The organism is Frigoribacterium sp. PvP121 (assembly GCF_017833115.1).
Lineage (GTDB): Bacteria > Actinomycetota > Actinomycetes > Actinomycetales > Microbacteriaceae > Frigoribacterium > Frigoribacterium endophyticum.
Genome location: NZ_JAFIBR010000001.1, coordinates 1,914,678 through 1,940,173, shown reverse-complemented (window position 1 = coordinate 1,940,173; position 25,496 = coordinate 1,914,678). Strand labels below are relative to the sequence as shown.

Sequence of the window (25,496 nt, the reverse complement as noted above, 5' to 3'; positions counted from 1 at the left end):
CGGGCCCCGGGAGCGCAGGAGGCGCGGGTCGACCATGGTGCGCATGCCCGCCCCTGCACGCGGCCACGGCACGGTGGCCGGGGGCCGACCTGCTCTTCCGGTGGCCGCGACGACGGCCGACGGCACGGTGACCGGGTGCCGTGGGGCACACGTCTCGCGCTGAGTGGTTGTCAGGATGTGTAATGTCACGTAACATCTCAGATGCGACATCCGCTCATGCCCCCGGCGCCACGCCGCTGACGAAGGACTCCCATGCACCTCTCCGCCCGCTCCACCCGCCTCGCGGCCCTCGCCGCCCTCCCCCTCGCCGTCGTCATCAGCGGCGTCGTGGTCGGCACCAGCTCGTACGCCGCTTTCTCCGACACGACCGAGAACGCCGGCAACAGCTGGGCCACCGGCAAGGTCGCGATCAGCGACGACGACGAGGGCCAGGCCCTCTTCGAGGTCGCCGGCCTGCTGCCCGGCGACACCGGCTCGAACTGCCTCACGGTCACGGCCGACACCAGCACCCCCAGCACCGTTCGGCTCTACACGGCCGACAGCACCGACCTCGACGCCCTCGGGTCGTCCCTCGTCGTCGCCGTCGAGAGGGGTGACGCCGACGCCACCTGCGAGCGCTTCGTCGCCGAGGGCGAGCCCGCCTTCACCGGCTCCCTCGCCGACCTCGCCGCCTCCACCTCCTTCGCCGACGGCGTGGGCGACTGGAGCGTGCCCGCCGGCACCACCGACTCCCTCTGGCGCGTCACGTACCACCTCGCCGACGACGCGACGAACGCCGTCCAGGAGGCGGCAGCGTCGACGACGTTCGTCTGGGAGGCGCAGAACGACTGATCGACGAGCGTGCCGACGGGGCCCGGCCCCCGCCCGCCCGGGCCTCGCCGGTCCGGGCCTCGCCGGTCCGGCCCCCGTCGACACGCGCTCCGCCGACCTCCCGCCCCCCACCCGACCGACACCCGAGGGATCCCCGTGCCCCACCCCGTCCGCTCCTGCCCGGGCGACCTGCCCGTGGTCGCCCTCGCGACGGCGGCCCGCACCGCCCTCTGGACGGTCGCCCTGCTCGCCCTCTGGTGCGTGCTCCCCGCCGCCGCCGGCTGGTCGGTGACGACGGTCGCGAGCGACTCGATGGCCCCGCGCCTCCGCACCGGCGACGTCGTGGCGGCCGCCCCGATCTCCGGTGCCGACGCCGTGCCCGGCCAGGTGCTGCTCGTCGACGACCCCGACCACGACGAGCGCCTGCGGCTGCACCGCCTCGTCCGGACCAGCGACGAGGGCCTGCACCTCCGGGGCGACGCGAACGCCGCCGACGACAGCAGCCCGGTCGCTCCGGCCGCCGTGCACGGCGCGGGCGTGCTGCGCGTGCCCGCGGTGGGCCTGCCCGGCGTCTGGCTGCGCCAGGGCGCCGTCGCGCCGCTCCTGCTGCTCGTGGCGGCGGCGGCCGTGGTCGCGGGGCTCACCCGGGCCGACCGTGACGTCCGGCGGGGGGCGCCCTGCCGCGGCTGCGGTGCTCCGCGGTGGGAGACCGACGCGCCCTCCGTCGGGGAGCCGCCCCGCGCCTCCGGCACCGTGCGCCTCGTCGCGGGCGCGCTCGTCGTCGCGACGGTCGCCGCCGTCGGCGCGACCAGCGACGCCGCTTTCTCGGCGACGACCGGCACGGCTGCCTCGGCGTCGACCGCGACCTTCCCGTGCTTCGCCGACCCGCTGCTCGACGACCCCGTGCTGGCGTGGGGCTTCTCGGAGCCCCGGGGCGGCGACGTCCGCGACGAGAGCGGGCACGGGCAGCTCGGTCGCTCCGCCTCGGGCCCCGCCCGGAACGACGCCCCCTGCGACGGCGACCCCTCGATGAGCCTCTCGGCCTCGGACGCCCGCGTGCAGAGCACGGTCACGGCCGTCGCCCCCTCGACGTTCTCGGTCGAGGCGTGGTTCCGGACGGAGAGCGCCGCCGGGCGCATCGTGGGCTACAGCTCGGCCACCTCGTCGGCGTCGCCCTACAAGGACCGCCACATCTACGTCGGAGCCGACGGCACCCTCCTCTTCGGCGTGCAGGGCTCGAACGACTTCCGCTTCGCCGTCGGCGGGCAGAGCGTGGTGACCGACGGCGAGTGGCACCACGCGGTCGGCACCTTCCGGCCGGGCAGCATGGAGCTCTGGCTCGACGGCGAGCTGCAGGGCCGACGGACGGACGCCCGCAGCGCCAAGTCCTACTACGGCTCGTGGCGGGTGGGCCGGGAGTCGCTCGCGTCGTGGGCGGGCGAACCGGCGGACTACACGCTCCGGGGCGACGTCGACACCGTGCGGGTCTACGACACCGCGCTCGACGCGGCCGCCGTGGCGGCGCACCACGCCGCGGGGCGCTGAGCCCGGGGCGCCGGATGACGCCGCCCTCGTCGGGGTGGGCGGGTCCCCGTCCTCCGCGGCGGGCCCGCGCCGCATCCGGCACGACGTCGGCCCGACCAGGGCCCCGCGGACGCGCCCCTCAGACGAGCTTCGAGTACCGGACGCCCGCCTCGTGGTACCCGCGCTTGCGGTAGAACCGGTGTGCCGAGTCGGTGGCCGCGGCCGACACCGCGTCGAGCGTGCGGGCGCCGTGGCCGCGGGCCCAGCCCTCGAAGTGACCGAGCAGGTACGAGCCGAGGCCGTCGCCGCGGGCGGCGTCGGCGACGACGAGCAGCAGCAGCTGCGCCGTCGGGGCGTCGGCGTTGTACGCCCACGTCACGTGGGCGCCCGCCACCGCAGAGATGCGCCCGGACGCGTCGCGCACGACCCACGTCTCGTGGCCGGCCTCCGCCGTGAGGCGGGCCAGGCGGGCCGAGAGCACGTCGGCGTCGAGGGCGTAGCCGAGCGAGCTGATCAGCGAGACGAGGTCGTCGAGGTCGTCGGGCGTCAGGGTGCCGAGCACCTCCACCGTGGCGGTCATGACGCCGACGCTAGCGCAGTGCCGCGGTGCGTGACGACGGTGCGCCGGGGGCCTGCGGTGCCGGGGAGCCGGCCCGCGACTCCCCGGGGTCGGCTAGTGCTGGGCCTGGAGGGCCCGCAGCCGCGCGAGCACCGTCGAGCGCAGGTCTTCGGGGGCCGTCTCGCGGCACGCCCGCTGCACGGCCTCGGTGAGCACCTCGCCCACCTTGCGCTCGCCCGCGCAGTCGGCGCAGTTCGCGATGTGCTCGCGGATGTCGGCCGCGTCCTCGCGGCACAGCTCTCCGTGGAGGTACTCCTCGAGCTCGGCCTTGGTCTTGTCGCACCCGCAGTCGGTCATCGCTTGCTGCCCTTCGTCGTCGTGCCGGCCGGCACCGCGATGCCGCGGTCGCGTGCGTAGTCGGCGAGGAGGCCTCGGAGGAGGCGGCGACCGCGGTGGAGGCGGCTCATGACCGTGCCCACGGGGGTCTTCATGATGTCGGCGATCTCCTGGTAGGAGAAGCCCTCGACGTCGGCGAAGTAGACGGCCATGCGGAAGTCCTCCGGGACCTTCTGCAGGGCGTCCTTCACGGCGCTGTCGGGCAGGTGGTCGATCGCCTCGGCCTCGGCCGAGCGCGTGGAGCCGGAGGTGCGCGTCGCCGACTCGGCGCCGCCCATCTGCCAGTCCTCGAGCTCGTCGATGGTGCCCTGGTACGGGTCGCGCTGCTTCTTGCGGTACGTGTTGATGAACGTGTTGGTCTGGATGCGGTACAGCCAGGCCTTCAGGTTGGTGCCCTGCTGGAACTGCCGGAAGGCGGCGAACGCCTTGACGAAGGTCTCCTGGACGAGGTCGGAGGCGTCGGCCGGGTTGCGCGTCATCCGCATCGCGGCGGCGTAGAGCTGGTCCATGAACGGCAGCGCCTGCTCCTCGAAGAGGGAGCGGAGCTCGGCCTCGCCCGGAGGCGTCGCCTCGGCCTCGGCCGCGGCCCCGTCGGTCGCGGGGGCGTCGACGGCGCGCTCGGGCACGGGCACGGGCACAGCGGCGGTCGCGCTGGTCGCGGGGGTGGGCTCGTCGCCCTCGGGGGTGATCATCAGGGCCGATTCTAGTTCGGCCACGGTGATGCGCCCCGGAAGCGTCATCGGTGCAAGTGCTGTGGGCACACGTCCTCCAGGTCGTCGCTGCATTACCCTGGTGAACCGATGCAGGTGTACAGGTATTCCGCGCCCGAGTTCTCCCCCTACGACGACGGCCGCGTGCCCGAGGCGGACCCGGGGCGCTGGGTCGCGCCGCGGGCGGCCGGGCCGCTCCGTGCCTCCCTCTCGCTGCCCGGGTCGAAGTCGCTCACCAACCGCGAGCTCGTGCTCTCCGCCCTCGCCTCCGGCCCCTCCCGCCTGCGGGCGCCGCTGCACTCGCGCGACACCGCGCTGATGATCCAGGCGCTGCGGTCGCTCGGCACGACGATCGACGAGATCGAGTCGGGCGAGCCGTTCGGCCCCGACCTCGAGATCACCCCCGGCGAGCTGCAGGGCGGGGTCACCGTCGACTGCGGCCTGGCCGGCACCGTCATGCGCTTCCTGCCCCCGGTCGCGGCGCTGGCCCTCGGCCCCGTCACGTTCGACGGCGACGAGTCGGCCCGGCGCCGCCCGATGGCGACCACGGTCGCGTCGCTGCGGGCGCTCGGCGTCGAGGTGGCCGACGACGGCCGCGGCTCGCTGCCGTTCAGCTTCTACGGCACCGGCGAGGTCGAGGGAGGCGCGGTGCAGATCGACGCGTCCGCCTCCAGCCAGTTCGTGTCGGGGCTGCTGCTCTCGGCCCCGCGCTTCTCGCGGGGCCTCACCCTGACGCACACCGGCGAGAGCCTGCCGAGCATGCCCCACATCGAGATGACGGTCGACGCCCTCGCGCAGCGCGGCGTCGAGGTGACCTCGCCGTCGGCCGGCGTCTGGGAGGTGCCCGCGGGCCCGATCGCCGGCCGCGACCTCGTCATCGAGCCCGACCTGTCGAACGCGGCGCCCTTCCTGGTCGCGGCGCTCGTCGCGGGCGGCACGGTCTCGATCGCCCACTGGCCCGCCGAGACGACGCAGGTCGGCGCCGACCTGATCGAGCTGCTGCCCCTCTGGGGCGCGACGGTCACGCTCGAGGGCGACGTGCTCACGGTCGACGGCGGCGACGGCCTGATCGGCGGCGGCTCGCTGCCCGGCGTCGACGTCGACCTCTCGCGCGGCGGCGAGCTCGCGCCCGCGCTGGTCGCCCTCGCCGCCCTGGCCTCCGGGCCGAGCACGATCACCGGCATCGGCCACCTCCGCGGCCACGAGACCGACCGCCTCGCGGCCCTCGCGAGCGAGATCAACGCCCTCGGCGGCCGGGTGACCGAGCTCGACGACGGGCTGCACCTCGAGCCCTCCCCCCTGCACGCCGGCCAGTGGCGCTCGTTCGAGGACCACCGCATGGCGACGGCCGCCGCGATCATCGGCCTCGCGGTCGACGGCGTCGAGGTCGACGACGTGCGCGTGACGGCGAAGACGCTGCCGCAGTTCACCGAGCTGTGGAGCGACCTGCTCGGTCGCCGCGTCAGCGAGCGGCCCGCCGACATCGACCTTCTCGGCTTCCTGTAGGCCCGGCATGAGCTGGTGGAGCGACGTCGAGGGCGACGCGGACGACGAGGCGTACGGCGAGTACGATGAGAGCTCGGTGCGCGTGCGCCCGAACCCCAAGGCCAACCGCCCGCGCACGAAGCAGCGCCCGGCCTACGACCAGGCCGAGGAGGGCGTCGTCTGGACGGTCGACCGCGGCCGCTACGGCGTGCTGATGGACGCGGGCACCCCCGACGAGCGCGAGATCACGACCGCCCGGGCCCGCGAGCTCGGCAAGAAGAGCGTGGTGACGGGCGACCGCGTCGGCGTCGTCGGCGACACGAGCGGGGCCGAGGGCTCGCTCGCCCGCATCGTGAAGGTGCAGGAGCGCACGACCCTGCTGCGGCGCAGCGCCGACGACAGCGACGCCGTCGAGCGCGTGATCGTCGCGAACGCCGACCAGATGCTGATCGTCGTCGCCGCGGCCGACCCCGAGCCGCGCCCCCGTCTCGTCGACCGCTACATGGTCGCGGCGTTCGACGCGGGCGTCGAGCCGATCCTCTGCATCACGAAGACCGACCTCGCCGACCCGGCGCCGTTCGCCGCGCACTTCGCGTGCCTCGACCTGCGGATCGTGACGACCACCTCCACGTCGTTCGACCCGCTGCCCGACGGCTCGCCGTCGCCCGTGCTCGACGAGCTGCGCGAGCTGCTCGACGGCCACGTGACGGTGACGGTGGGGCACTCCGGCGTCGGCAAGTCGACGCTCGTGAACGCGCTGACCGGTTCGCAGCGCGAGGTCGGCGTCGTGAACGCGGTCACGGGGCGCGGGCGGCACACGTCGTCTTCGACCGTGTCGTTCAAGGTGCCGAGCGGCGGCTGGATCGTCGACACCCCCGGCGTGCGGTCGTTCGGCCTCGGCCACGTCGACCCCGAGAACATCCTCAAGGCGTTCGCGGCGCACGCGCTGCCCGCCGACGGGCCCGCGCCCGACGGGATCCCCCTCGCCGAGGCGCACGACTGGGAGATCGTCGACCGCGTCGAGGCCGGCGAGCTCGGCGAGACCGGGCGCGAGCGGCTCCGGTCGCTGCAGACGCTGCTCGCCTCGAAGGGCGGGGTGAGCGGCCGCGACCAGGCCGCGCGCGACGACGACGCCCGCGGCGACGAGCAGCCGTAGCCCCGGCGCGTCTCGGGGTAGCGGCCCACCGAGTGCCTGGGCACCGGGCTGCCCGGGGGCTGCTGGCTGCAAATGCCGACCGGTGCGGGTCTGAGACCCGGAAAAGCACCTGTTCTGAGGCTCATCGCTCTCGTTCTGTCGGCATTTACTGCAGAGAGGGGGTGAGGAGGCGCGGTGCGGGCCGTGCAGGACGGGCCAGCCGGAGGCGCGGTGCCGGCCGACCGCGCTCGGTACGCTGGCGGGGTGACCGACTCGACCCGCGACTCCTCGTCCGCTGCCGACCCGAGCGGGTCGGCCGAGTGGGCCGACGACCTGCGGCTGGCGCTGCAGCTGGCCGACGCGGCCGACGCGATCAGCACCGAGCGCTACCGCTCGGCCGACCTGCACGTGTCGCTGAAGCCCGATCGCACGCCCGTGACCGACGCCGACCAGGCCGTCGAGCGAGCGATCCGGGCCGGCATCGAGGCCGAGCGCCCCGGCGACACGTTCTTCGGCGAGGAGTACGGCGACGACGGCGCCTCGCACCGCCAGTGGATCGTCGACCCGATCGACGGCACGGCGAACTTCCTGCGCGGGGTGCCGGTGTGGGCCACGCTGATCTCGCTCGTCGTCGACGGGGTGCCGGTGCTCGGGGTGGTGAGCGCGCCGATCCTCGGGCGGCGCTGGTGGGCGACGCGGGGCGGCGGGGCGTTCTCGTCCGAGCACGGTGCCGCTCCCCTGCGGGTGTCGGGGGTGAGCGACCTCGCCGACGCGTCGCTGAGCTACAACGGCCTCGAGTACTGGCGCGACGCTGGTCGACTCGACCAGCTGCTCGACCTCACCGGGCGGGTCTGGCGCACGCGGGCGTACGGCGAGTTCTGGTCGTACATGCTCGTCGCCGAGGGCAGCGTCGACGTGGCGGGCGAGTTCGGGCTCGAGCCGTACGACATGGCGGCGGTCATCCCGATCGTCGAGGAAGCGGGGGGCCGGTTCTCGAGCGCCGACGGCCGGCCGGGCCCGTGGCACGGCAGCGCCCTCGCGACGAACGGGCTGCTGCACGACGGGGTGCTCGGGGTCGTCGCGGGCTGAGCAGCTCCAGCCAGCCGTCGTCACCGGGACATCGCCACCCGGCGGCCAGCCTCATCCCTCCGGACTAGCTCGCGCCTCGGCAGTCCCATCCCCCGGGGTGATGCCGTGCGTCGCGGCGACCGCTTGACTGGCCGCAGGTCGACGCCGCACCCCGGAGGGGTCCTGTCCACGGACGGGCCGGCGCACCAGGGGCCCCGCGGCTCGCCTGCCCTGAGGGCGGGCCGCGGGGGCTCCGTCAACGCCGGGGGCGCCGCCCGCGGCGACGTCACCGCCTCGTGAAGGAGCCCCTCATGCCCGTCGTCACCGCCGCCTCCGTCGTCTCCCCCTCGAGCAGCACCGTCAGCGCCGTCGACCCGGCCGCCGTCGACCTCCCCGCGACGCACGACGTCGACATCACGGCGTGGCTCGTGGCCGCGCTGGCGTCCTCGCCCGCGACCGTCTGACTCGCCGCCCGGCGGGGCCCCGCGACGCTCGGCGCCGAGGCACCGTCGCGGGCACGTCGCACCGCACCTGGCGCAGCAGACCTCAGGAGGCGCTGGCCGCCTCCCCCACGCGCCCCTGCTTGCGGGCCCGCAGGTCGAGCAGCGCCAGCACGAGCGCGACCGCCACGAGGGCGATGGTGACGAAGAAGCCGCTGCGGTAGGCCGCGTGGTAGACGTCGAGCGAGGCGTCGGAGCCGGCGCCGGCGATGACCGAGTAGAAGGTCGACACGGCAGCCGCCGTGCCGATGGCGGTGCCGGCACGCTGACCGACCTGGCCCATGGAGCCGGCGACGCCGCCCATCTCGACCGGCACCTCCGCCAGGGTCAGGGTCTGGTTGGGCGAGATGACGAAGCCGCCGCCCGCGCCGGCGACGAGCATGCCGGCGCCCATGGCGTAGGGCGTGATCTCCTGCGGGGTGAGCACCGCGGCGAGCAGCAGCAGCACGAAGCCGCCAGCGACGAGCGAGAGGCCGAGCACCACGAGGCTGCGGCCGTACTTGTCGACGATGCGTCCGCCGTAGAACGCGGCGACGGCTGATGTGAGGGCGAACGGGATCGTCACCATGCCGGCGTAGACGGGCTCGAGGCCGAGCCCCTGCTGCAGGTAGAGCGTGGTGAGGAGGAAGGTGGCGGGCAGCGCGCAGAAGTACACCGTCGCGATGAGGGTGCCGTTGCGGTACGACGCGAGCGAGAACAGCGAGAAGTGCACGACGGGCGACTTGCCGCGGGCCTTGTAGCGCTGCTCCCAGGCGACGAAGGCGGCGCCGAAGCCGACGAACCCGATCAGGAAGAGCCAGCGCAGGGGCTCGTCGCCCTGGCCGGTGGTCAGCACGAACGGCAGCATCAGCGTGAGGATGGTGAGGCCGAGCAGCACGATGCCGACGAGGTCGAGCTCGTTGTGGCCGCTCGGGGCGGTCGTCGCCCGCGGCAGCAGCTTGAGGGCGAAGACGATGGCGACGATGCCGAGGGGCACGTTCATCCAGAACAGCAGGCGCCAGCCGTCCTGGTCGCCGCCGATCGCGATGAGGAGGCCGCCGAGGGTCGGGCCGAAGGCGGTCGAGATGCCGATGACGGCACCGAAGAGCCCGAAGGCGCGACCGCGCTCCTTGCCCTGGAAGAGCTGCTGCACGAGCCCCAGCACCTGGGGCATCTGGATGCCGGCGGCGACCCCCTGGAGGATGCGGGCGACCACGAGCAGCTCGATGCTCGGCGCGAGGGCGCAGAGGATGCTCGCGATCGTGAACGCGCTGAGCCCGATGACGAACATGAGGCGGCGCGACTTGAGGTCGCCGAGGCGGCCGGAGGGCACGAGCGAGAGGCCGAAGGCGAGGGCGTAGCCGGCGACGATCAGCTGCAGGGCGGTCGGCCCGGCGCCGAGCGAGGCCTCGATGCTCGGCAGGCCGACGTTGACCTTCGACAGGTCGAGGATGGTGAGGGCTGCGACGCCGACGCAGACGCCGAACGCCTGCCACTTCTGGCTGTCGGTGACCTGCCCCGAGGGGTCGGAGGCCGCGGGCGCTCCGTCGGAGTCGCGGACAGAGGAGGAGTCGGATGCGTTCGTCATGGGATGCTCCTGTCTTACACCTGTCGGTCGCTGCTGCCCCGCCGTCGAGGCGCGGCGCTCCCCGGCGCGGTCGCAGGCGGACACCGCTACCGTGGGCCGGATGACGACGCGACGGCTGCGGACGACCGCGGCCCGTCTGCTCTCGGCCTGGCTCGTCGTGCTCGCCCTCGTCGGGTCGTCCGTCGCCCTCGTCCCGGCCGTCGCCGAGGTGGCGCGGTCGACCTGGGCCGACGTGCTCGCCTCGACGCGGCCGATCGGCCTGCTCACCATGTCGGACGGCTACACGCAGGTGGCCGCGATCGCGCTGGCGCTCGCACCACTCCTCCCCCTGGCCGACGTCGCCACGGGCCTCCGTCGGCGACGGGCGCTGCTGCGCCTCGCCGCCGTGCTGGGGGTCGTGGCGATCGTGGCGCTGACGGCGGCGACTGCGGGAGGCGCGGTGCCGGTCCGCGCCCGCCTCACCTCCCTGACGGTGGCCGTCGCGGTCGGGCTCGCGCTCGGTTCCCTGATCAGCGCCGCGCTCCGCCCCCTGCTGGGCGCTCACCCCGCCGGAACGCCCGGCCCCGCGACGCGACGCATCGCGGTCCGGTCCGCGCTCGGCTACGGCGCGTTCGTGGCGCTCGTCGCCTTCACGTCGAGGCCGGTCGACAGCGGAGTGACTCCCCTGCTCGTGCGGCTGCTCGACCGGCTGCACACCGTCGGCTTCCCCGCGTGGATGAGCTACAGCGCCGTCGAGTTCACGGCCAACATCGTCTTCTTCGTGCCGGTCGGGCTGATCGTGGTGCTGCTAGTCGGCCCGCGCCGCTGGTGGGGGGGTGCCGTGGCAGGGTTCGTGATCAGCGGCAGCGTCGAGCTCGGCCAGCTGCTCTTCCTCCCCGACCGCTTCGCCTCGCTGGACGACCTGCTCGCGAACTCGACGGGCGCACTGCTCGGCGCCCTGCTGGGAGTGATCATGCTCGGACACGTCGTTGCTCGGCACGGACAGCCATAGCCGCGTTCGCGATCACTCGTACTGAGCCGACGCTAGCCGATCCCACGATCATTCCTTTCAAGTCATCGCGCCCGCAGCGCTACCAGGACCCGACATGCGATCCCGAGAACGCGAGGCCTGGCCCGTTGTCAACCAAAGGGGATGAGAGCTGACAGTCTTGGCAGCGACACAGATGCGTTCTGTCAGCTTGGTCGGGCTGGACCCCCTCGCCAACCTCAAGTGGGGCGCGGCCCTGAGCACACGATGTTGGTCACCGTCGGCTCAGACCTCCATGTTCCTCGTTCTCGTCAAGGTCGATTCGTTTGATGTCCAGCGCGTACCATCGCATACACGCTGAAGAGATGGAGAAGGAGAAGAACCGTCGTTTCCACGCCACGCCGTGCAGAGCCGCATGAGCCCACCAGTGTGATTCTTATCGACCACACGAGCCAGCCGGGGGGAGCAGAGCTCGCACTTCCCCGCATTGCACGTCATAGTCGGCTTTCGTGGCAGTTCGCATTCCTCGAACCGCTGACTAACGCTCTGCCCTTCGACGATGGCGTGGTAGTTGTCGCTCCGAAGAAACAACAAGGCCCGCTGGCTCAGATGTTCTTCCTGAGGCGCCTGCTTCGCGAACATCCTGGGGACGTCATAGCGTCAAATACGCTGCGGGCCGCCGTACTTGTCGCGGCGCTACAGTCGCGACACCAAGTACACGTCCAGCTCCTGCGCGACGGGGTCTCTTCAGATTCCCTGTCCTTGGGAAAACGGCTGGCTAGTCGCTTTGCGTTCTCTCGGGTCACGAAGATCTTGCCCAACAGCGTCTGGACTGGCCGGTCGGTCCCTTCCCGCTTTCGTGAACGGGTGAGCGCACCGGTCTTTTCCCCGTCGGGGACACCAGCCGACGTCGTCACCCAAGCCCCTGACGATCTCCCGGACATCCCGCTGCGGTTGCTCAGCCTGAGTCGTGTTGTGGAGTGGAAGGGCATTCACGTCATCCTCGAGGCCCTATCCCTTCTCACCGCCGACACCTCGTCAAGCAGTATCGAACTAACCATCGCTGGCGACGCTCTGATGGGTAGCGAGGCGTACGTCGAGCGCCTCCGATCAGCGGCTGCCGCGCTCCCATTCGTGGTGGTCTTCCTCCCGCACCAGCTCGACGTCGATACCCTTCTAACTCAACACGACGTCCTCGTGCACGCATCTATACGTCCAGAACCGTTCGGTCAGGTGATCGTCCAAGGCCTCAGCCACGGGCTGCCTGTCTTGGCCAGTCGAGGAGGCGGACCCGACGAACTCATTCGGGACGGGGAAACAGGGTTGTTGCATGAACCTGGTGACCCCCGGAGTCTCGCGGCGTCTATCTCCCTGCTCTTGAAGCAACCGGCCACGCGGAAGCTCCTAGGGACAGCAGGGGCACGAGCCGCAGCGAGCTTCTCCGACACGACCTGCGTCAGCCTTCTCGACGCTGAGCTCGTCCAGGTCATGACCTCCAACGGACGCTGACAAGGCCTGAGAGAACTCAGCTGACGGCTAGCCCGTCGGGACTAGGGCAGCGAACTTGCGGAGCGCAGCGTCTAGTAGGACGTGAGCTAACCTTGCGAACATGCAGAGCGTAAGCCGCCCGGTTGATCAAGCGAACGCGGCGCGTTTGCCCCGTCGCGATCGGTCGCTCGATGGACTTCGTGGACTTGCCGCCATGGTCGTCGTCATTCACCACTCATTGCTCGTCATTCCCGCGTTCGCAGCTCCGTATGACGGGATACGGGCAGCTCCATCCATAGCTTGGCTCACCTACTCTCCGCTCCATGTCGTCTGGGCTGGACGAGAGGCTGTTTACGTCTTCTTCATCCTCAGCGGCCTCGTACTGACAGCGTCGGTCATGAAAAGCCCAGCCTTTTCCTGGGTTGCTTACTACCCGAGCCGTCTACTGCGCCTCTACTTGCCGGTTTGGGCTTCCATCGGAGTCGCAGTACTACTGATGACCTCCGTGCCTAGAGAATTCGGCGTGGGAGACTCCTCGTGGGTCAAGGGTCACGACGAAATTGTCACCGGGCCAAGCGTCCTGCGCGACGCCGTTCTAGTGACGGGTACGTCCGGGATCAACAGCGCCCTCTGGTCGCTTCGCTGGGAAGTGATCTTCTCGGTCCTTCTCCCCCTCGTCGTGCTTGTGGCCGTCAAATTTCAGCATCTGTGGCATGTAGTTGTTGCAGCGTCGCTTCTCGCGGTCGCTGCAGGCACTGCGCTGAACGTAACTGCCCTGCAGTTCCTGCCATTGTTCTTCATAGGGGCCATCATGGCCCCCCACCTGGAGCGGCTGAGACGCCTCGGCGCACTGATCGACCTTTTGAAGAGACCGGCCATAACGTGGGCTGGCTTGTTCGTGGGCGCAGTGTTCCTCACGACCTCGTATTGGACTTTGTCCTTGATCTCAGGTCGAGGCATATTTCGTCTCGCCGCTGTCCTGGAAGTAGTCGGAGCTGGGCTGCTCGTCGCCCTGGCGATCGTCATGCCGACGTTCAAGAGAGCGCTCGAGAGCCGTCTCGTCTTATTCCTCGGAGGGATCTCCTTCAGCCTTTACCTGGTGCATGAGCCCATCGTGGTAGCCATCTCAGAGCTGCTCCCCGCGGGCAGCAAGGCATGGACATTGATGCTCGCAGTACCGGTGTCGCTGGCCGTTGCCTACGCGTTTTTCAAAGCAGTAGAGGGGCCGTCCCACAAGCTGTCCCGAAGAGTGCATCATTTTCTCATCGCCTCTGGCCCCGCCAGTCGAGTGACCCAACCCGCACAAAAAGGCACACCTCACGCAGGGTGACAAGCTGAGAAGACACCTCGTCTAGAGTTGCCCTCGGTAGTCGTTCATGGCCCAGACCCGTAACGATGGTGGCGGATGAGATGGATGTTCGCGGACGCCGCCGCCCTTCGTCCCCGCCCGAACTCCCGCGCACGACGTTCAGAGATGGATGCCGATGCCGCGTGGGCCCAGAATCGAATCCCCCGAGGATGCATCGCGTGCTTGAGTTCCTCCGTGGCAGAGACCTTCGTGCATTGGTCCAGACTGCAGGCATCACATACGGCGGCACCGCGCTCAGCCTCGTCTCCGCTCCGCTCCTGGCACGAACTGTAGGCGCTGACGGTCGAGGAGTGCTCGCTGCCGCTTTCGTGACATTGCAGCTTCTCTCATGGGTGAGCTTCCTGGGCCTGCCGCGCGGACTGGCCCTCCAGAGCGTCAAACGGGACCAGATATCTGGTGCCGGCGTCGTGGCCACCTTGGCCCTCGGCGTCCTGAGCGCAGCCCTCGCTGTCGGGACGGCCGACCTGGTCGCTAACGGAGACGACAGGGTAGCTCTCGGTATTCGAGTCAGCGCCGTCGTCCTGGTGGGGTCTGGTTTCGGGCAGGTGGGCGTCGAGCTGCTGTTGCTCAAGAACAAGATCGTCCGTTACAACCTCACAAGGGCAGCGGTCCTCGTCCTGCCAGCCAGCACGATCATCGTCACGTACTTTCTCGGAGCTCTCACCCTGAGATCGGCATACGTCATCATGCTCGGCGGGCAGGTGCTCTCAACCGTCCTCGGCTGTCTGTTCGCAGTGATACTGATCCGAGGTAGCGCTCCCGCTCCTGTCCCGTGGAACTTCAGCCTCAAGTACTGGGCCACGAGCGCTCTGGACGCAGTAGGGGGCCGGGGCGACCAGGTTGCGCTGTCCGCTCTCACTCAGGCCTCCGTCCTGGGCGTCTACTCCCTGGCGGTGACATGCGCTACCGCATCCGCTGGCCTGACCGCAGCCCTGAACTCCCTTGCCTACTCGAAGTTCGCAGGTCTCAGCGCAGACGACAGCAAGGTCTTCATGAGGCGTCGAACGCTCATCGGCATCACTTGCTCGTTGCTTTCCGGTTCTGCCATCGTCGTGGTCGTCTTCTTCTTCGGACGAGCCTTGTTCGGGCCGACCTTCGACGGGTTGACTCCTGTCGTCATCGTCCTCGTCGCCACCCAGGTCATCGCGGACCAGTGGTCCCTGAGAGTACTGGCCGACTCGGCTCGTGAGGCAGCTGGCCACCTCGTCGTCGCCTCCGTCGTCGGGATCGTCGTCCTCGCTGGGCTAGTGACGACGCTTGCCGTCGGCAACGCGCTCAGCGGACTCACGATGGCGGCGGCGATGTTCGTCTTCTCCGTCGCACGCCTCTCCGCCTGGTCCGTGCTGAGCAGGCAGAAAGCCTGAAGCATCACCAGGCTCGTCGAGCCTCCATGACCGGGGCTGGTCCTCCTCGTCAGGTGGCGCCCTGACACGGATTCCCGTGTCTCGAGCGGAACCGGGGTGCTTTCGCCCCCATCACCAGACCCGAGCCCGTCGAGCCCTCGACCCGGCCCTTGGTCATTCGTCATTGGCCCTTGGCCCTTGGCCCTTGGCCCTTGGCCCTTGGCCCTTGGTCCTTTGTCCTTGGTCCTTGGTCCTTGGTCCTTGGTCCTTCGAGACAGCGTGCAGCTCGTCTGGCGCGCAGACTCGGCACTGGCTCCGGATGGGCGGCCTGAGGCTCCAATTCGGACTGTGGGCGCTCCAGCATTCAGGCCGGGGCGACCGGCCCGATATCTCGGCCGATCTGAATATCAACGGCTGCGGTCATCTGCGCACGCAAGAAGGCCCCGAGCCGGAGCTCGGGGCCTTCAGGAGGATCTGTTGTTACGCGTTGTTGCGCGCGCGGCGCTGCAGCGTGACGACGACCATCAGCGCGATGCCGAGCATCAGGGCGCCGGCGGCAGCCCAGATGACGAGCGTCGGGACGGTCGAACCCGTGAAGGCGAGGCCACCGGCGTTGTTCGAGCCAGCGGCGGGGGTGCCATCAGCGGCGACCACGGTCAGGGCGGCGGTGGCCACGTTGCCCGAGGTGAGGCCGGTCGCGGTCAGCGCGTAGGAGCCACGAGCCGTGGTCGGGAGCGTGACGGCGACGCGAGCCGAGCCGTTGGCGTCGGCGGTCTTGACGAGGGTGGTGGTCTCGACGGCGGCCAGCGTGACGCGACCCTCACCGGTGACGGCGAAGCTGACGTTCTCGCCAGCGATGAACGAACCGTTGACGATGGTGACGTTGATGGTTCCGCCGGCGGCGACGTTGCCCTGCACCGTGACACTGGTGGACGGGACGTAAGCCTGGGCAGCAGCCGGACCAGCGAAAACGCCGGCGACCACGAGCAGAGCTGCGGCGATGATCTTCTTCATGGGTTCCCCTAAGTGGATAGGCGCCCCAGTGACTTCCCCTGCGGAATGAGACGCAGGCTCAGGTTAGCGGAGATTCACAGGCAACGCTTACGTGCTGTGTTTCCGGAAGGTTAACAATCGGGGTCGTCTCCAGGCGCGCGGCGCCAGTCGTGGATTCCCCGCCGAGGAACGACATCTTGATCGTCGTACTTTGCCCTGGTGAGAGCGTGGTCTGTAGCTGCACGACCGAGCGCCCCGAGTCCATGGCCGTCTGGGGTGCGGCCGGTTGGCCGTCGACCGTGGCCTCCATGAACACCCCCTCACTGGGGGCATAGACGGCGACGTTGGTGCTGATCAGGCCGGCCTCCACACCGAAGTTCCCGCCACCGGTGACGTAGGGCGGCAGCGACGACGCAGCGTCGGCCGGTGCATTGTTCCGCAGCGTGACCTCAACGACGTAGGTCGATCGGCCGTCCTGTCGGCACACAGAATTCCCGACCCCGAACTCGGCTCCCAGGTAGTAGTCCATCTTGGCGCCGGTGCCGTCGTTCAGATAGACACCGAAGCCCGGACGAGTGGGGGTGCTCGCCGGCAGTTCTCCAGCGAGGCTCGTCTCGGCGAGGCGGGCCTGCTCGCCAGGGTCTGCACTCCACAGATAGATGCGTCGCTCGTCACCGGCTCGAGCCAGTGCCGCGACCAACGCCTGAGGTTCCAGGGCACCCGACGCTACCGCTGAGAAGACCCCCGACGCGGTCCCCGCGAAGAACAGGTCCTGCTGCACCGGATCGTCGTAGCGGGAATACGCCTCGCTCAAGAGCAAGGACACGACGTTGTCCGAGGTGAGGACGTCACCAGTAGGAAGGGTGATCGGGCCAGTCGCCGTCATCAGGTAACTGAGCGCAACGGGATCCATCGACAGCACACCGTCGACGGTGGTGCCGAACTCGCGTCTCCACATCTCGCTCGCCAACTGTGCACTGAGAGGGAACTGCGGAGTGAGGTTGACGTCCTGGATGTACTGACCAGTGATGTCGCCGTAGAGCCCCCGGGTCTCTGCCGGAAGGGGCAGCACGGGCGAGTCTGCCCGTGGGAAGTCGCTCGATGATGCCTGCTGCACCAGGCTGAGCTTTCCACCTTCGACGTGCAGGAGGGCGACCGCCCCCGGGATGCCCCCTGTCGCTCGCAGTTCGGCGTTGTTCTGGAACAGGACGAGGTAGTCCCGTGGCCCGTCGGCCCCCATCATCGCTGGAGCGAGGTCGACGGCGCGGGCGACGACGTCCACCTGACCGCTGGCCCGACGTAGGACGTCCACGACTTGGCCGACGGCCTCCCGGACCTGACCCACAGCATGAGTCGTGTCGATGCCCTCCGCGATCGAGAGCTGCGAGTCGAGGGTGGCGTCGGCGCGTGTCACCGCTGGCCGGGCCTCGATGAGAGGAGCAAGGTCGATGGCACCGTCGACCGGCTTGAACGAATCGATGCTCACGCTGTTGGCGATCCCGGCAACGGGCGTGATGGCATCATCAGCAACGGCGGAGAGGATGTCCGAGACCTGCCGAACGGCGCTCAGGTCGTCACCCACGACGGGGAGGCCCTCGATGAGCCGCCACACCGGGTCACCAGTGAGGTCGCGAGCGGCGTGCACCTCGTCCCCCAGCTGAGCGGCTGTGGCGAGAGCTGCCGCACCGTCGTTGTCCAGGACCTGGGCCTGGACGTCCTGAGCGAGCCCGGCGGCCGCCTGGAGGTGCCGTGACGCGAGGTAGCCCCTTATCCCTACCCATGCCACCGTCAAGATCACGAGCACTCCGACGACCAAGAGCACCACGCGGAGCGTCCGCCGGGTCGAGCGATAGCGCGGACGCCCGGCGTGACTGGCTGACATGCGCTCATTCAATCAGACGACCTCAGACCTTCAGCGAGACCTGCGCGCGCCGGCGACCAGCGTCGGCAAGGCACGGAGAGGACCCCTCGTGCTGCTAGGTTTCTCGCCAATAGCTGAAGCACGATCAACTGGGGGCAGCTTGAGTGGCGTCATCGTCCATGAATGGCTCGAGCCCCACGGCGGGGCAGAGAAGGTCGTCGAACAGCTAGCTCGCCTGTACCCGGATGCGTCGATCAGAGCTCTCTGGAACGACGCACCGCGGCGCTTCGAGAGCGATCGGGTGTCGGAGACCTGGCTTGCGAGGACGCCTCTGAGGCGACACAAGGGCGCCGCGCTTCCGTTCATGCCCACGACGTGGCGACATCTGGGTCATGACGACTCCGAGTGGATCCTCTGCAGTTCGCACCTCTTCTCTCATCATGCGCGATTCTCCGGACCGAGTCGGCACGTCGACAAATACGTCTACGCCTACACGTCTGCCCGCTACATCTGGCACCCCGAGCTCGACAGCCGAGGCCAGTCCGCCCTCGTACGGCTTGCTGTGCCCCCGCTGAAGCGGATCGACAGGGCCCGCGCTCAAGAGGCCAAGTCGATCGCCTCCATCAGCCATTTCGTCCAGGATCGACTCAAGGACTCCTGGCGCCGCGACAGCCAGGTCATCTATCCGCCAGTCGAGGTCGCGCGCTTCGCGGCGGATGACGGCGACCTCTCCGAACACGAGGAAGAGACCCTTGCGTCTCTGCCCGAGACGTTCCTGCTGGGCGCGTCGCGGTTCATTCCCTACAAGCGCCTGGACCTCGTCGTCGAGATGGGCCGTGCTACCGACGTGCCTGTGGTCCTCGCCGGCGACGGTCCCCTCCTCTCACAGTTCGAGCTCATCGCGCGCAGGGAGCCGGGCACCGTCCACATCGTGAGATCGCCCTCGCACGCATTGCTCCGGGAACTGTACAGACGGTGCCTCGCCTACGTGTTCCCAGCCGTCGAGGACTTCGGGATCATGCCTGTCGAGGCGATGGCTACGGGTGCGGCAGTGATCGCCAGCTCGGTCGGCGGGGCTGCCGAGACGGTCGTCGATGGGGTGACGGGAGTGCTCCTCGACGTCTTCGACGCTCATCACATGCGCCAGGCTGTGGATCGTGTCGGCACGGTGCGTGCTGAAGATTCCGTCGCGCGTGCCTGGCAGTTCGACGAAGCGGTGTTCCGACGACGCATCGCAGGCTGGATCGACGAGTGAATCCGGGTCCGAAGCATCACATTGCCCTCCGATCTGACCACCCCACCAGAACCCGACCCCGACCCCGAGGAGCCGCCAGCGTGCGCATAGACATGTCCGGATCTGAATGGTTCGGGAGCAGGAGCGGAGGCCTGAACCGGTACTTCACGGATCTGTTCGGTGCCCTGTCGATGAGAGACGACGTCGCAGTGCACGCTTCATCGTTCGGGACCCCGCCCCCTGTCAGCGGTGCGCATTCGTGGGGGCCCATCGGAGGCGGGACACGAACCCGTGTCGCTGCCTCTCGACGGATCCTGGGCGACGAGCAGGCCGACGTGGTCGACCGGCACTTCGCGTTGTACGGTGCGCGGAAGCGGGCATATCGGGGCAGTCCTCTCGAAGTGGTCCACTTCCAAGGCCCCTGGGCCGCGGAGAGCCTTGCGGCAGGCGGGTCCCGAACCTCGGCTGCAGCCAAGCGGATCTTCGAACGCCTTCGTTACCGAGGCGCCGACCACTACATCGTCCTCTCAGAGTCCTTCAAGGACGTGCTAGCGAATGACTACCATGTCGATGCCAGCAAGATAAGCATCCTCGCGCCGGGGGTCGATCTGGAGCGTTTCAGCCTCCGCCCTGACCCGACCGGGTCTAAGCCGATCGTGCTCTGCGTCCGCCGTCTCGAACGACGCATGGGCATCGACGTCCTGATCCGCGCGTGGGCCGACGTCGCTGCTCGTGTTCCCGAGGCCGAACTCCACATCGTCGGAACGGGCACGTTCGAGACGGAACTACACGATCTCGCACGGTCCGTCCAGCACGGTGACTCGATCACATTCCGCGGAACACTGGACGACGAGGCGCTGGGCCACGCCTACGGTGCCGCCACCTGCACGGTCGTGCCGACCCTGGCCCTCGAGGGGTTCGGCCTGATCGCGCTGGAGTCGCTCGCCGTCGGCCGCCCTGTCGTCGTCACGGACTGTGGTGGCCTCCCCGACGCCGTCGTGGGTCTCGACCGGTCCCTGATCGTGCCGTCCAACTCGGTCGAGGCCCTTGCGCAGCGGCTCACCTCGGCCCTCGAAGGCTCGCGGCCCTCCGGTGCCGACTGTCGAGCCCACGCCGAGACCTTCTCGTGGCGCAACGTGGCCGACCGTCACAACGACCTGTACTCATCGATGGCCGTCGCTACAGGTCGCGCCGTCCGATGAGGGTCACGTTCATCTGTCTCGAGTGGCCCCACGAGGGTCACGTCGGCGGCGTGGGCCGGTACGCCTACCGCCTCGCCTCGGCCCTCGCGACACGCCCCGACATCGACCTCACGATCGTCACCTTCGCCGGAGGCACCCCACTCGACGGTGCATCTCTGCGGATGATTCCCCGCCCCTCAGGTCGTCTCGGGCGCTTCTACGGCTCCCCGCTCCGACTGCGCCGGGTGATCTCGGCGACCCGCCCTGACGTCATCCACAGCTTCGGAGACGACTGGGCCCTGGCCTCGCATCGCAGCGCGCCCCTCGTGCGCACGTTCTTGGGGTCGTCCTTGGCCGAGGCGAGATCGTCCACGGGTCTCCGCAAGCTCAACCACTACGTCCTCGCCGTCACCGAGAGGATCTCCTCGCTACGTGCTGACGTCAAGATCGGCATCGGCCCAGACTCCGTGGAGGAGTTCGAGTGTGAGGACTTCATGCCGCCGGTGACGGCCGTGCAGGCACCAGAGGGCGTCCAGAAGACCGACGAGGCGTCAGTCGTCTTCGTCGGTTCCTACTCCGGACGAAAACGAGGTGCTGTCGTCGCAGATGCCGTCGAGGCGATCCGGGCGAGAACGGGCCTCCAGATAGTTCTCACCGTCGTGGGGCCTTCCTCGGACGCTCACTCCTGGCCGGCGGGCACGCGACACGTCTCGGGAGCATCGGACGCCGACGTCCTACGGATCATCAGCCGTTCGTGGGTACTCGTGGCCCCCTCCCTGTACGAGGGCTTCGGCATCCCCACGTACGAAGCGCTGTCGATGGGCACGCCGGTGATCGCATCCTCGAACCCGGGCAGCGAGTACATGCGCAGCCTGACCGAACCGGCTGGCATCCTCCAGATCTGTCCGGACGTCGATCTGTCGGACGCGCTCGCCGCGCGCCTGTCGGGCGGGCCGTCGATCGAAGGCCCTGAGGACTCGGGGCGCCGAACAGCGGTGGAGCGTCTCACGACGCTGGCGTCTCCTGGCCGTCTCATCGAGGAGATCTATCCTCGCGCCCTGCGTCTCGCGAAGGACGGAGGCTCGCGTGTCGCCTGACCGTCCCAAGCCCAGGTCAGTCCTCCTTGTCGATCACACCTCGAAACCAGGAGGGGCAGAGCTGGCGCTCCCACGCCTGGCCCGGGAGACCAGCCTCAACTGGCGGTTCGTGTTCCTCGAACCTGGGGTCGGCGACCTCCCCTTCGATTCCGGCACCGACGTCGTCTCACCCGTTCGGCGGCTGAACATCATCGAGCAGGCCGTGCACCTGCACCGGCTCCTGCGCAGGAACCGCGACCGTGTCGTCGTGTCGAACACGCTCCGCGCGGCTGTCATGGTCGCCGCGGTCAAGCCCCGCGGACAGGACCACGTCGTCATCCTCCATGACGGCATCTCGGCTGGTTCGTTGTCGATCCTGCGCCGTCTCCTGACGGCCGCGGTCTTCTCCCTCGGTGTCCGAGACATCCTCCCGAACAGCGCGTGGACGGCCGCGACCGTCCCGAGTCGCTACAGGCACCTCGTGCGACGTCCCGTCTACTCACCGTCGGGGATCCGCGGCACCAGTCCCGAGGTCGAGCGCGTCGAATCGCCCCGTCTCCGCCTCCTGAGCCTGAGCCGCCTGGTCGAGTGGAAGGGCATCCATGTCATCTTGGAAGCCCTTCAGCTCCTGGGGCCGGAGGTCGGCTCGGGGCAGATCGAGTTGACGATCGCCGGAGACAACGTGATGGGGCCCTCGTCCTATCGTGACGCTCTCCGAGTCGCTGCTGAGTCGTCCCGCTTCTCCGTGACATTCCTGCCGCATCAGAAGGATGTCGCGCCGCTCCTCGAGTCTCATGACGTGCTCGTTCATGCGTCGACTCGTCCCGAGCCGTTCGGTCAGGTCGTTGTCCAGGGACTCGCCTACGGTCTGGCGGTGCTCGCGAGCGCTGACGGTGGACCCGCGGAGATCATCGAGGACGGCGTCAGCGGCCTGCTGCACGAGCCTGGCGACGCCGCTGCTCTAGCCGCCGCCATGCGCCGTCTGGTCATCGACCCAGAGATCCTGCCTGCTCTCGGCGCGGCGGGAAGGCTTCGAGCCCTCGACTTCACCGATTCTCGCTGCGCCCAGCTCCTCGACTACGCCCTCGTCGGCGATGAGACCAACTTCGAAGGAGACCACACATGATGAAGGTGTCGGTCATCGTCGCCACGTATAAAGGCCACTATCTCGCGGAGACACTCGAGAGCGTCAGACGACAGACCCACGACCACCTCGAGGTGCTCGTTCTGGACGACGCGGACGAAGAGTCCTGCCGTCGGCTCGTCGAGTCGCTGGACGACGACCGCTTCAGGTACGTCGGCAACGGTAATCCGCTCCGGCCAGCTCGGAACCACCGACTCGGGATCGCCCTCAGCACGGGTGACGCCATCGCCATCCTCAACCACGACGACTTCTTCGCGGATGACACCGTGGAGTTGCTCGTCGCGGCCCTGGACGAGCACCCGGAGGCTGTCGCCGCGTTCTCGCGGGCTCGTGTGGCGACAGCCGACGGCAGCGAAGACCCGGCCCGGACCGAGAGCGCCTGGAGACTCTGGGGACTCGCGGATCTGGAGCCCGGTCTCATCGCCTCCTGGCACTCGGCGTCGGTGACGACGATCGCCGTGCCCATGGGGCCTGCCACCCTGACCCGATCGACCGTGCTCAAAGCCATCGACTTGCCGGCGAGAGCCGGCGGCATGTACGACTACTGGCTGGGCTACCACCTGGCAACGCAGGGAAGTGTGGTGCACGTTGACTCAGCTCGAGGCTTTTGGCGTGAGCACGATGCGAACCTGACCCACGTTCGCTCTCGCGAGAGGACGTTGGAGAGACTGTACGTAGCCCGGGCGATAGCGCTCGATGCGGATCTTCCGGCTCGGGAGCGCGTGAAGCGGCTCGCGTCGATCCCCCGGATACTCCTCGCACTCGTCCGCGACACGCTCGTTGGCCGTTGAACGATCAGCTCCACGCACGTCGAGCACAAGAACAAGGACAGGTGAGAAGAGTGACATCCGAAGCAGGCCGAGTGACGGTGACCGTTGCCATCGCGAGCGTGGGGCGTCCAGACGCTCTGAGCAATGCTCTGAGGCACGTCTCCGCGCAACTCGATCGACCGGACGAGGTCATCGTCGTCGCGCAGCGGCAGGACGTCGCCACTCAGGAGGCGGCGTCGGCGGCAGGCGCTCGTGTGATCGTGGTCGAGGCACCGGGCCTCGCACTCGCCGTCGAGACGGCCATCGCGAACGCACACTCCGATGTCGTATCGTTCGTCGACGACGACGCAGAGGCCCTCCCCGACTGGGTCGAGCGCATCAGGGACGCCTTCGGATCGGATCGTCGACTCGGCGTGTTGGGTGGTCGCGACAACGTACACGGTGACAGGGACGCTGGATCCGCGTCTCTCGTGGTCGGCGCCCTGAGACGAGGGCGACTGATCGGCAACCACCACCTCGGCAAGGGCACCCGACGCCCTGCCCACCACGTGAAGGGAGCGAACATGAGCGTCCGGGCAGAACCTGCCCGCAACGTGGCGCTCGCCGACCTCGTCACGGGCGAGGGGGCTCAGTCCGGGAACGAAGTCATCCTCAGTCTCGGCATCCTCAGCCAGGGTTTCACCGGTGCCTACGACCCTCGCATCCAGGTCGACCACTTCCCCGCTGCACGCGCTGTCGGCGATGAACGGACTCTCTACACCCGAGAGAGAACTCGCATCATGCGCTACAACGAGGCCGTGGCGGTCGCCCTCTACGAATCGTCTGGCCGCCGTCTCGCATTCCTCGTGCGTGGGCTCCTCGTCGGCAACCGCATCTGCTGCGGCCTGGGTCTGTTCGTGTTGTTGAGCTTCCGGGGAGACTCTCGGGCCGGCGAGAGGATGCTCGGCTCGGTCACTGGTCTGCTACAGGGTTTTCACGCGGCCCGGCTCCATCGACGCGTGTGAAGGCTCGCCGACGTTCTCCCGAGCGACGGACATCAGGGTGCCGAATACCACACCGATGACGATGCCGAAGAGAGCGTCGAAGATGGGGCCGAACAGCGAATTGACCGCGATGAAGATCACGCTGAGCGCCACTGTCTCGGAGTGACCCGCGGCGAGTCGCCTGATGGCCGAGACGACCAAGACGGTGACGAGCGCGAGAAGGGCGACAGCAGCGACGAAGCCGTACCGAATGAGGACACTGACGTAGAGGTTGTCAGCGTTCCCCGCTGAAGGATCGCCGACGATGTAGCTGAGCGGGTTCCCGACGCTCCTCAGGAGGTCGATCCTCGCGACGAAGGAGTCGTCCTGCGTTGAGAATCCGGAGTACCGGTCCGACGTCAGGATCGAGGATCCGGCACCGAAGCGGCCGACGACTGCCTGCAGCAAGGCGTAGCCACCTACCAGGAACGCAAGGAACACCAGCCGGGTCAGTCCACGAGCGCGGATGAGGGTCAGGAGGACGGCGCTCACGACGATGCCGATCAGTGTCGAGCGAACGCCGGACAGGAGCAACGGGAAGAGGATGTAGGCACCGACGCCCACCCAAGCCGTACGACGCAGCAGCCGAGGCTCGACCACTGCCTTGGCCAGGCACAGCGTGATGGCGAGTCCGAGGAAGAGTGCGTACGGGCCAGGTGACTCGGAAGCACCGAAGACCCGGACTTGCATGGGCAAGGGGGCACCGATGCTGGTGAGCCGGCTCGTGATCATCCACGCCCTGTCCCAGGCGGGCAAGAAGAAGAACTGGATGATTCCGTAGGTCCCGGCGAGGACCGCGAGTGCCGGGATGGCAGACGATACGACGTCCCAGACGGGCGGCATGCGCCCGGTGCTGAGGCTGATGGCCAGCATCAGGGGAACGACGATGAGCCCGGCGAAGAACAACGAGCTGACCTCGAACGAGCCTCGGAGGACGAGGGTGACGGCCGTTCCAGCGATGACGGCCACGGCCGCGCCACGGACGAATCGCTGACTCGAGTCGGTCCGAGGCTTCGTCCAGCTGAGGACGACGACAGCCACGACAAGAGCGATGGGCAGGAGGATGAGCGGGTCCGAATCCGTGTAGCCCGCGGAACCGGCGGTCACTCTCCGGACGAGGCTCAGCGAGGGCACCATGAGAACGGCGAACAGCAGGACTCGGCTCCGGTCGTGCAGGACGAAGGCAGCCATCACCCCCAAGAGGACGATCGTGATCTGGACGGGAAGCACCTGCGAAGCGGCGACCAGCACGGCCGTGGCCGCAGTCGCGAGGCCCGTGAAGATCATCCCCGCA

The 25,496-nt window shown here is 69.0% G+C and carries 23 protein-coding genes; 16 read left to right on the top strand and 7 right to left on the bottom strand.

The genetic code is table 11. The features are described from left to right. The first annotated feature begins 252 nt into the window (after window positions 1–252). Window positions 253–831, top strand: a complete 579-nt coding sequence (locus tag JOE43_RS09040; RefSeq protein WP_209517166.1) for a hypothetical protein — start codon at window positions 253–255, stop codon at window positions 829–831. A gap of 135 nt (window positions 832–966) precedes the next feature. Then, complete coding sequence (locus JOE43_RS16200; protein ID WP_209517164.1) at window positions 967–2,355, top strand: LamG-like jellyroll fold domain-containing protein; 1,389 nt, start codon at window positions 967–969, stop codon at window positions 2,353–2,355. A gap of 118 nt (window positions 2,356–2,473) precedes the next feature. On the opposite strand, the gene JOE43_RS09030 is transcribed toward JOE43_RS16200, so the two are convergent. The 3 genes from JOE43_RS09030 to JOE43_RS09020 form a co-directional block, all read right to left on the bottom strand. Then, entirely contained in the window at window positions 2,474–2,914 is a 441-nt protein-coding gene (locus JOE43_RS09030; RefSeq protein ID WP_209517162.1) for a GNAT family N-acetyltransferase, read from the bottom strand. A 93-nt stretch (window positions 2,915–3,007) separates the two neighbouring features. Next, window positions 3,008–3,250 carry a zf-HC2 domain-containing protein gene (locus JOE43_RS09025; protein WP_056053738.1) on the bottom strand — a complete coding sequence of 81 codons (243 nt, stop codon included), beginning with the start codon at window positions 3,248–3,250 and terminating at the stop codon, window positions 3,008–3,010. Next, entirely contained in the window at window positions 3,247–3,981 is a 735-nt protein-coding gene (locus JOE43_RS09020; protein ID WP_245187132.1) for a sigma-70 family RNA polymerase sigma factor, read from the bottom strand. Before JOE43_RS09020 ends, JOE43_RS09025 begins: the two co-directional genes overlap by 4 nt. Window positions 3,982–4,089: 108 nt before the next feature. On the opposite strand from JOE43_RS09020, the gene aroA reads away from it, so the two are divergent. From aroA to JOE43_RS09000, 4 genes are all read left to right on the top strand, one after another. Continuing rightward, window positions 4,090–5,505 (top strand): 3-phosphoshikimate 1-carboxyvinyltransferase, encoded by a 1,416-nt coding sequence (gene aroA / locus JOE43_RS09015; RefSeq protein WP_209517160.1) that lies wholly within the window; start codon window positions 4,090–4,092, stop codon window positions 5,503–5,505. A gap of 7 nt (window positions 5,506–5,512) precedes the next feature. Continuing rightward, a complete protein-coding gene (gene rsgA / locus JOE43_RS09010) occupies window positions 5,513–6,640 on the top strand; it encodes a ribosome small subunit-dependent GTPase A (protein WP_167258889.1) in 1,128 nt (375 codons plus the stop codon). A gap of 243 nt (window positions 6,641–6,883) precedes the next feature. Beyond that, window positions 6,884–7,708, top strand: a complete 825-nt coding sequence (locus JOE43_RS09005; RefSeq protein WP_307803301.1) for an inositol monophosphatase family protein — start codon at window positions 6,884–6,886, stop codon at window positions 7,706–7,708. 290 nt (window positions 7,709–7,998) lie between these two features. Next, window positions 7,999–8,151 carry a hypothetical protein gene (locus JOE43_RS09000; RefSeq protein ID WP_209517158.1) on the top strand — a complete coding sequence of 51 codons (153 nt, stop codon included), beginning with the start codon at window positions 7,999–8,001 and terminating at the stop codon, window positions 8,149–8,151. 82 nt (window positions 8,152–8,233) lie between these two features. On the opposite strand, the gene JOE43_RS08995 is transcribed toward JOE43_RS09000, so the two are convergent. Beyond that, the gene (locus JOE43_RS08995; RefSeq protein ID WP_209517156.1) at window positions 8,234–9,754 is read right to left on the bottom strand and encodes an MFS transporter; all 1,521 of its coding nucleotides are present in this window, start codon (window positions 9,752–9,754) and stop codon (window positions 8,234–8,236) included. 100 nt (window positions 9,755–9,854) lie between these two features. On the opposite strand from JOE43_RS08995, the gene JOE43_RS08990 reads away from it, so the two are divergent. From JOE43_RS08990 to JOE43_RS08975, 4 genes are all read left to right on the top strand, one after another. Beyond that, window positions 9,855–10,745, top strand: coding sequence for a VanZ family protein (locus JOE43_RS08990; RefSeq protein ID WP_209517154.1), 891 nt, complete (start codon window positions 9,855–9,857; stop codon window positions 10,743–10,745). 843 nt (window positions 10,746–11,588) lie between these two features. After that, a complete protein-coding gene (locus tag JOE43_RS08985) occupies window positions 11,589–12,230 on the top strand; it encodes a glycosyltransferase family 4 protein (RefSeq protein WP_209517152.1) in 642 nt (213 codons plus the stop codon). A gap of 100 nt (window positions 12,231–12,330) precedes the next feature. Further along, window positions 12,331–13,539, top strand: coding sequence for an acyltransferase (locus tag JOE43_RS08980; RefSeq protein WP_280921584.1), 1,209 nt, complete (start codon window positions 12,331–12,333; stop codon window positions 13,537–13,539). A gap of 197 nt (window positions 13,540–13,736) precedes the next feature. Continuing rightward, entirely contained in the window at window positions 13,737–14,942 is a 1,206-nt protein-coding gene (locus JOE43_RS08975; RefSeq protein ID WP_209517148.1) for an oligosaccharide flippase family protein, read from the top strand. 459 nt (window positions 14,943–15,401) lie between these two features. On the opposite strand, the gene JOE43_RS08970 is transcribed toward JOE43_RS08975, so the two are convergent. After that, window positions 15,402–15,935 (bottom strand): hypothetical protein, encoded by a 534-nt coding sequence (locus JOE43_RS08970; RefSeq protein WP_192045522.1) that lies wholly within the window; start codon window positions 15,933–15,935, stop codon window positions 15,402–15,404. Between the two features lie 58 nt (window positions 15,936–15,993). Continuing rightward, window positions 15,994–17,739 (bottom strand): DUF4012 domain-containing protein, encoded by a 1,746-nt coding sequence (locus JOE43_RS08965; protein WP_209517146.1) that lies wholly within the window; start codon window positions 17,737–17,739, stop codon window positions 15,994–15,996. A gap of 196 nt (window positions 17,740–17,935) precedes the next feature. Here JOE43_RS08965 and JOE43_RS08960 point away from each other — a divergent pair, with 196 nt between their 5' ends. The 6 genes from JOE43_RS08960 to JOE43_RS08935 all read left to right on the top strand — a co-directional run bounded on the left by JOE43_RS08960 (window position 17,936) and on the right by JOE43_RS08935 (window position 24,184). Then, window positions 17,936–19,030: a glycosyltransferase gene (locus JOE43_RS08960; RefSeq protein ID WP_209517144.1), complete on the top strand. Its 1,095-nt coding sequence runs from the start codon at window positions 17,936–17,938 to the stop codon at window positions 19,028–19,030. An 80-nt stretch (window positions 19,031–19,110) separates the two neighbouring features. Further along, window positions 19,111–20,211 carry a glycosyltransferase family 4 protein gene (locus JOE43_RS08955; protein ID WP_209517142.1) on the top strand — a complete coding sequence of 367 codons (1,101 nt, stop codon included), beginning with the start codon at window positions 19,111–19,113 and terminating at the stop codon, window positions 20,209–20,211. After that, window positions 20,208–21,287 carry a glycosyltransferase family 4 protein gene (locus JOE43_RS08950; RefSeq protein WP_209517140.1) on the top strand — a complete coding sequence of 360 codons (1,080 nt, stop codon included), beginning with the start codon at window positions 20,208–20,210 and terminating at the stop codon, window positions 21,285–21,287. Before JOE43_RS08955 ends, JOE43_RS08950 begins: the two co-directional genes overlap by 4 nt. 109 nt (window positions 21,288–21,396) lie before the next feature. Further along, window positions 21,397–22,392 (top strand): glycosyltransferase family 4 protein, encoded by a 996-nt coding sequence (locus tag JOE43_RS08945; protein WP_209517138.1) that lies wholly within the window; start codon window positions 21,397–21,399, stop codon window positions 22,390–22,392. Beyond that, window positions 22,389–23,201 (top strand): glycosyltransferase family 2 protein, encoded by an 813-nt coding sequence (locus tag JOE43_RS08940; protein ID WP_209517136.1) that lies wholly within the window; start codon window positions 22,389–22,391, stop codon window positions 23,199–23,201. Before JOE43_RS08945 ends, JOE43_RS08940 begins: the two co-directional genes overlap by 4 nt. 77 nt (window positions 23,202–23,278) lie before the next feature. After that, window positions 23,279–24,184 carry a glycosyltransferase family A protein gene (locus JOE43_RS08935; protein ID WP_209517133.1) on the top strand — a complete coding sequence of 302 codons (906 nt, stop codon included), beginning with the start codon at window positions 23,279–23,281 and terminating at the stop codon, window positions 24,182–24,184. Here JOE43_RS08935 and JOE43_RS08930 read toward each other — a convergent pair. Continuing rightward, window positions 24,143–25,489, bottom strand: a complete 1,347-nt coding sequence (locus JOE43_RS08930) for a hypothetical protein (RefSeq protein WP_209517131.1) — start codon at window positions 25,487–25,489, stop codon at window positions 24,143–24,145. The two genes, JOE43_RS08935 and JOE43_RS08930, sit on opposite strands and share 42 nt — an antisense overlap. Window positions 25,490–25,496: the final 7 nt, after the last annotated feature.

Excerpts from the sequence above, each read along its gene's own strand:
- JOE43_RS09040 (WP_209517166.1), top strand. The coding sequence starts at position 253 with ATGCACCTCTCCGCCCGCTCCACCCGCCTCGCGGCCCTCGCCGCCCTC.
- JOE43_RS09030 (WP_209517162.1), bottom strand. The coding sequence starts at position 2,914 with ATGACCGCCACGGTGGAGGTGCTCGGCACCCTGACGCCCGACGACCTC.
- JOE43_RS09025 (WP_056053738.1), bottom strand. The coding sequence starts at position 3,250 with ATGACCGACTGCGGGTGCGACAAGACCAAGGCCGAGCTCGAGGAGTAC.
- JOE43_RS09020 (WP_245187132.1), bottom strand. The coding sequence starts at position 3,981 with ATGATCACCCCCGAGGGCGACGAGCCCACCCCCGCGACCAGCGCGACC.
- aroA (WP_209517160.1), top strand. The coding sequence starts at position 4,090 with ATGCAGGTGTACAGGTATTCCGCGCCCGAGTTCTCCCCCTACGACGAC.
- rsgA (WP_167258889.1), top strand. The coding sequence starts at position 5,513 with ATGAGCTGGTGGAGCGACGTCGAGGGCGACGCGGACGACGAGGCGTAC.
- JOE43_RS09000 (WP_209517158.1), top strand. The coding sequence starts at position 7,999 with ATGCCCGTCGTCACCGCCGCCTCCGTCGTCTCCCCCTCGAGCAGCACC.
- JOE43_RS08995 (WP_209517156.1), bottom strand. The coding sequence starts at position 9,754 with ATGACGAACGCATCCGACTCCTCCTCTGTCCGCGACTCCGACGGAGCG.
- JOE43_RS08990 (WP_209517154.1), top strand. The coding sequence starts at position 9,855 with ATGACGACGCGACGGCTGCGGACGACCGCGGCCCGTCTGCTCTCGGCC.
- JOE43_RS08980 (WP_280921584.1), top strand. The coding sequence starts at position 12,331 with ATGCAGAGCGTAAGCCGCCCGGTTGATCAAGCGAACGCGGCGCGTTTG.
- JOE43_RS08970 (WP_192045522.1), bottom strand. The coding sequence starts at position 15,935 with ATGAAGAAGATCATCGCCGCAGCTCTGCTCGTGGTCGCCGGCGTTTTC.
- JOE43_RS08950 (WP_209517140.1), top strand. The coding sequence starts at position 20,208 with ATGAGGGTCACGTTCATCTGTCTCGAGTGGCCCCACGAGGGTCACGTC.
- JOE43_RS08940 (WP_209517136.1), top strand. The coding sequence starts at position 22,389 with ATGATGAAGGTGTCGGTCATCGTCGCCACGTATAAAGGCCACTATCTC.
- JOE43_RS08930 (WP_209517131.1), bottom strand. The coding sequence starts at position 25,489 with ATGATCTTCACGGGCCTCGCGACTGCGGCCACGGCCGTGCTGGTCGCC.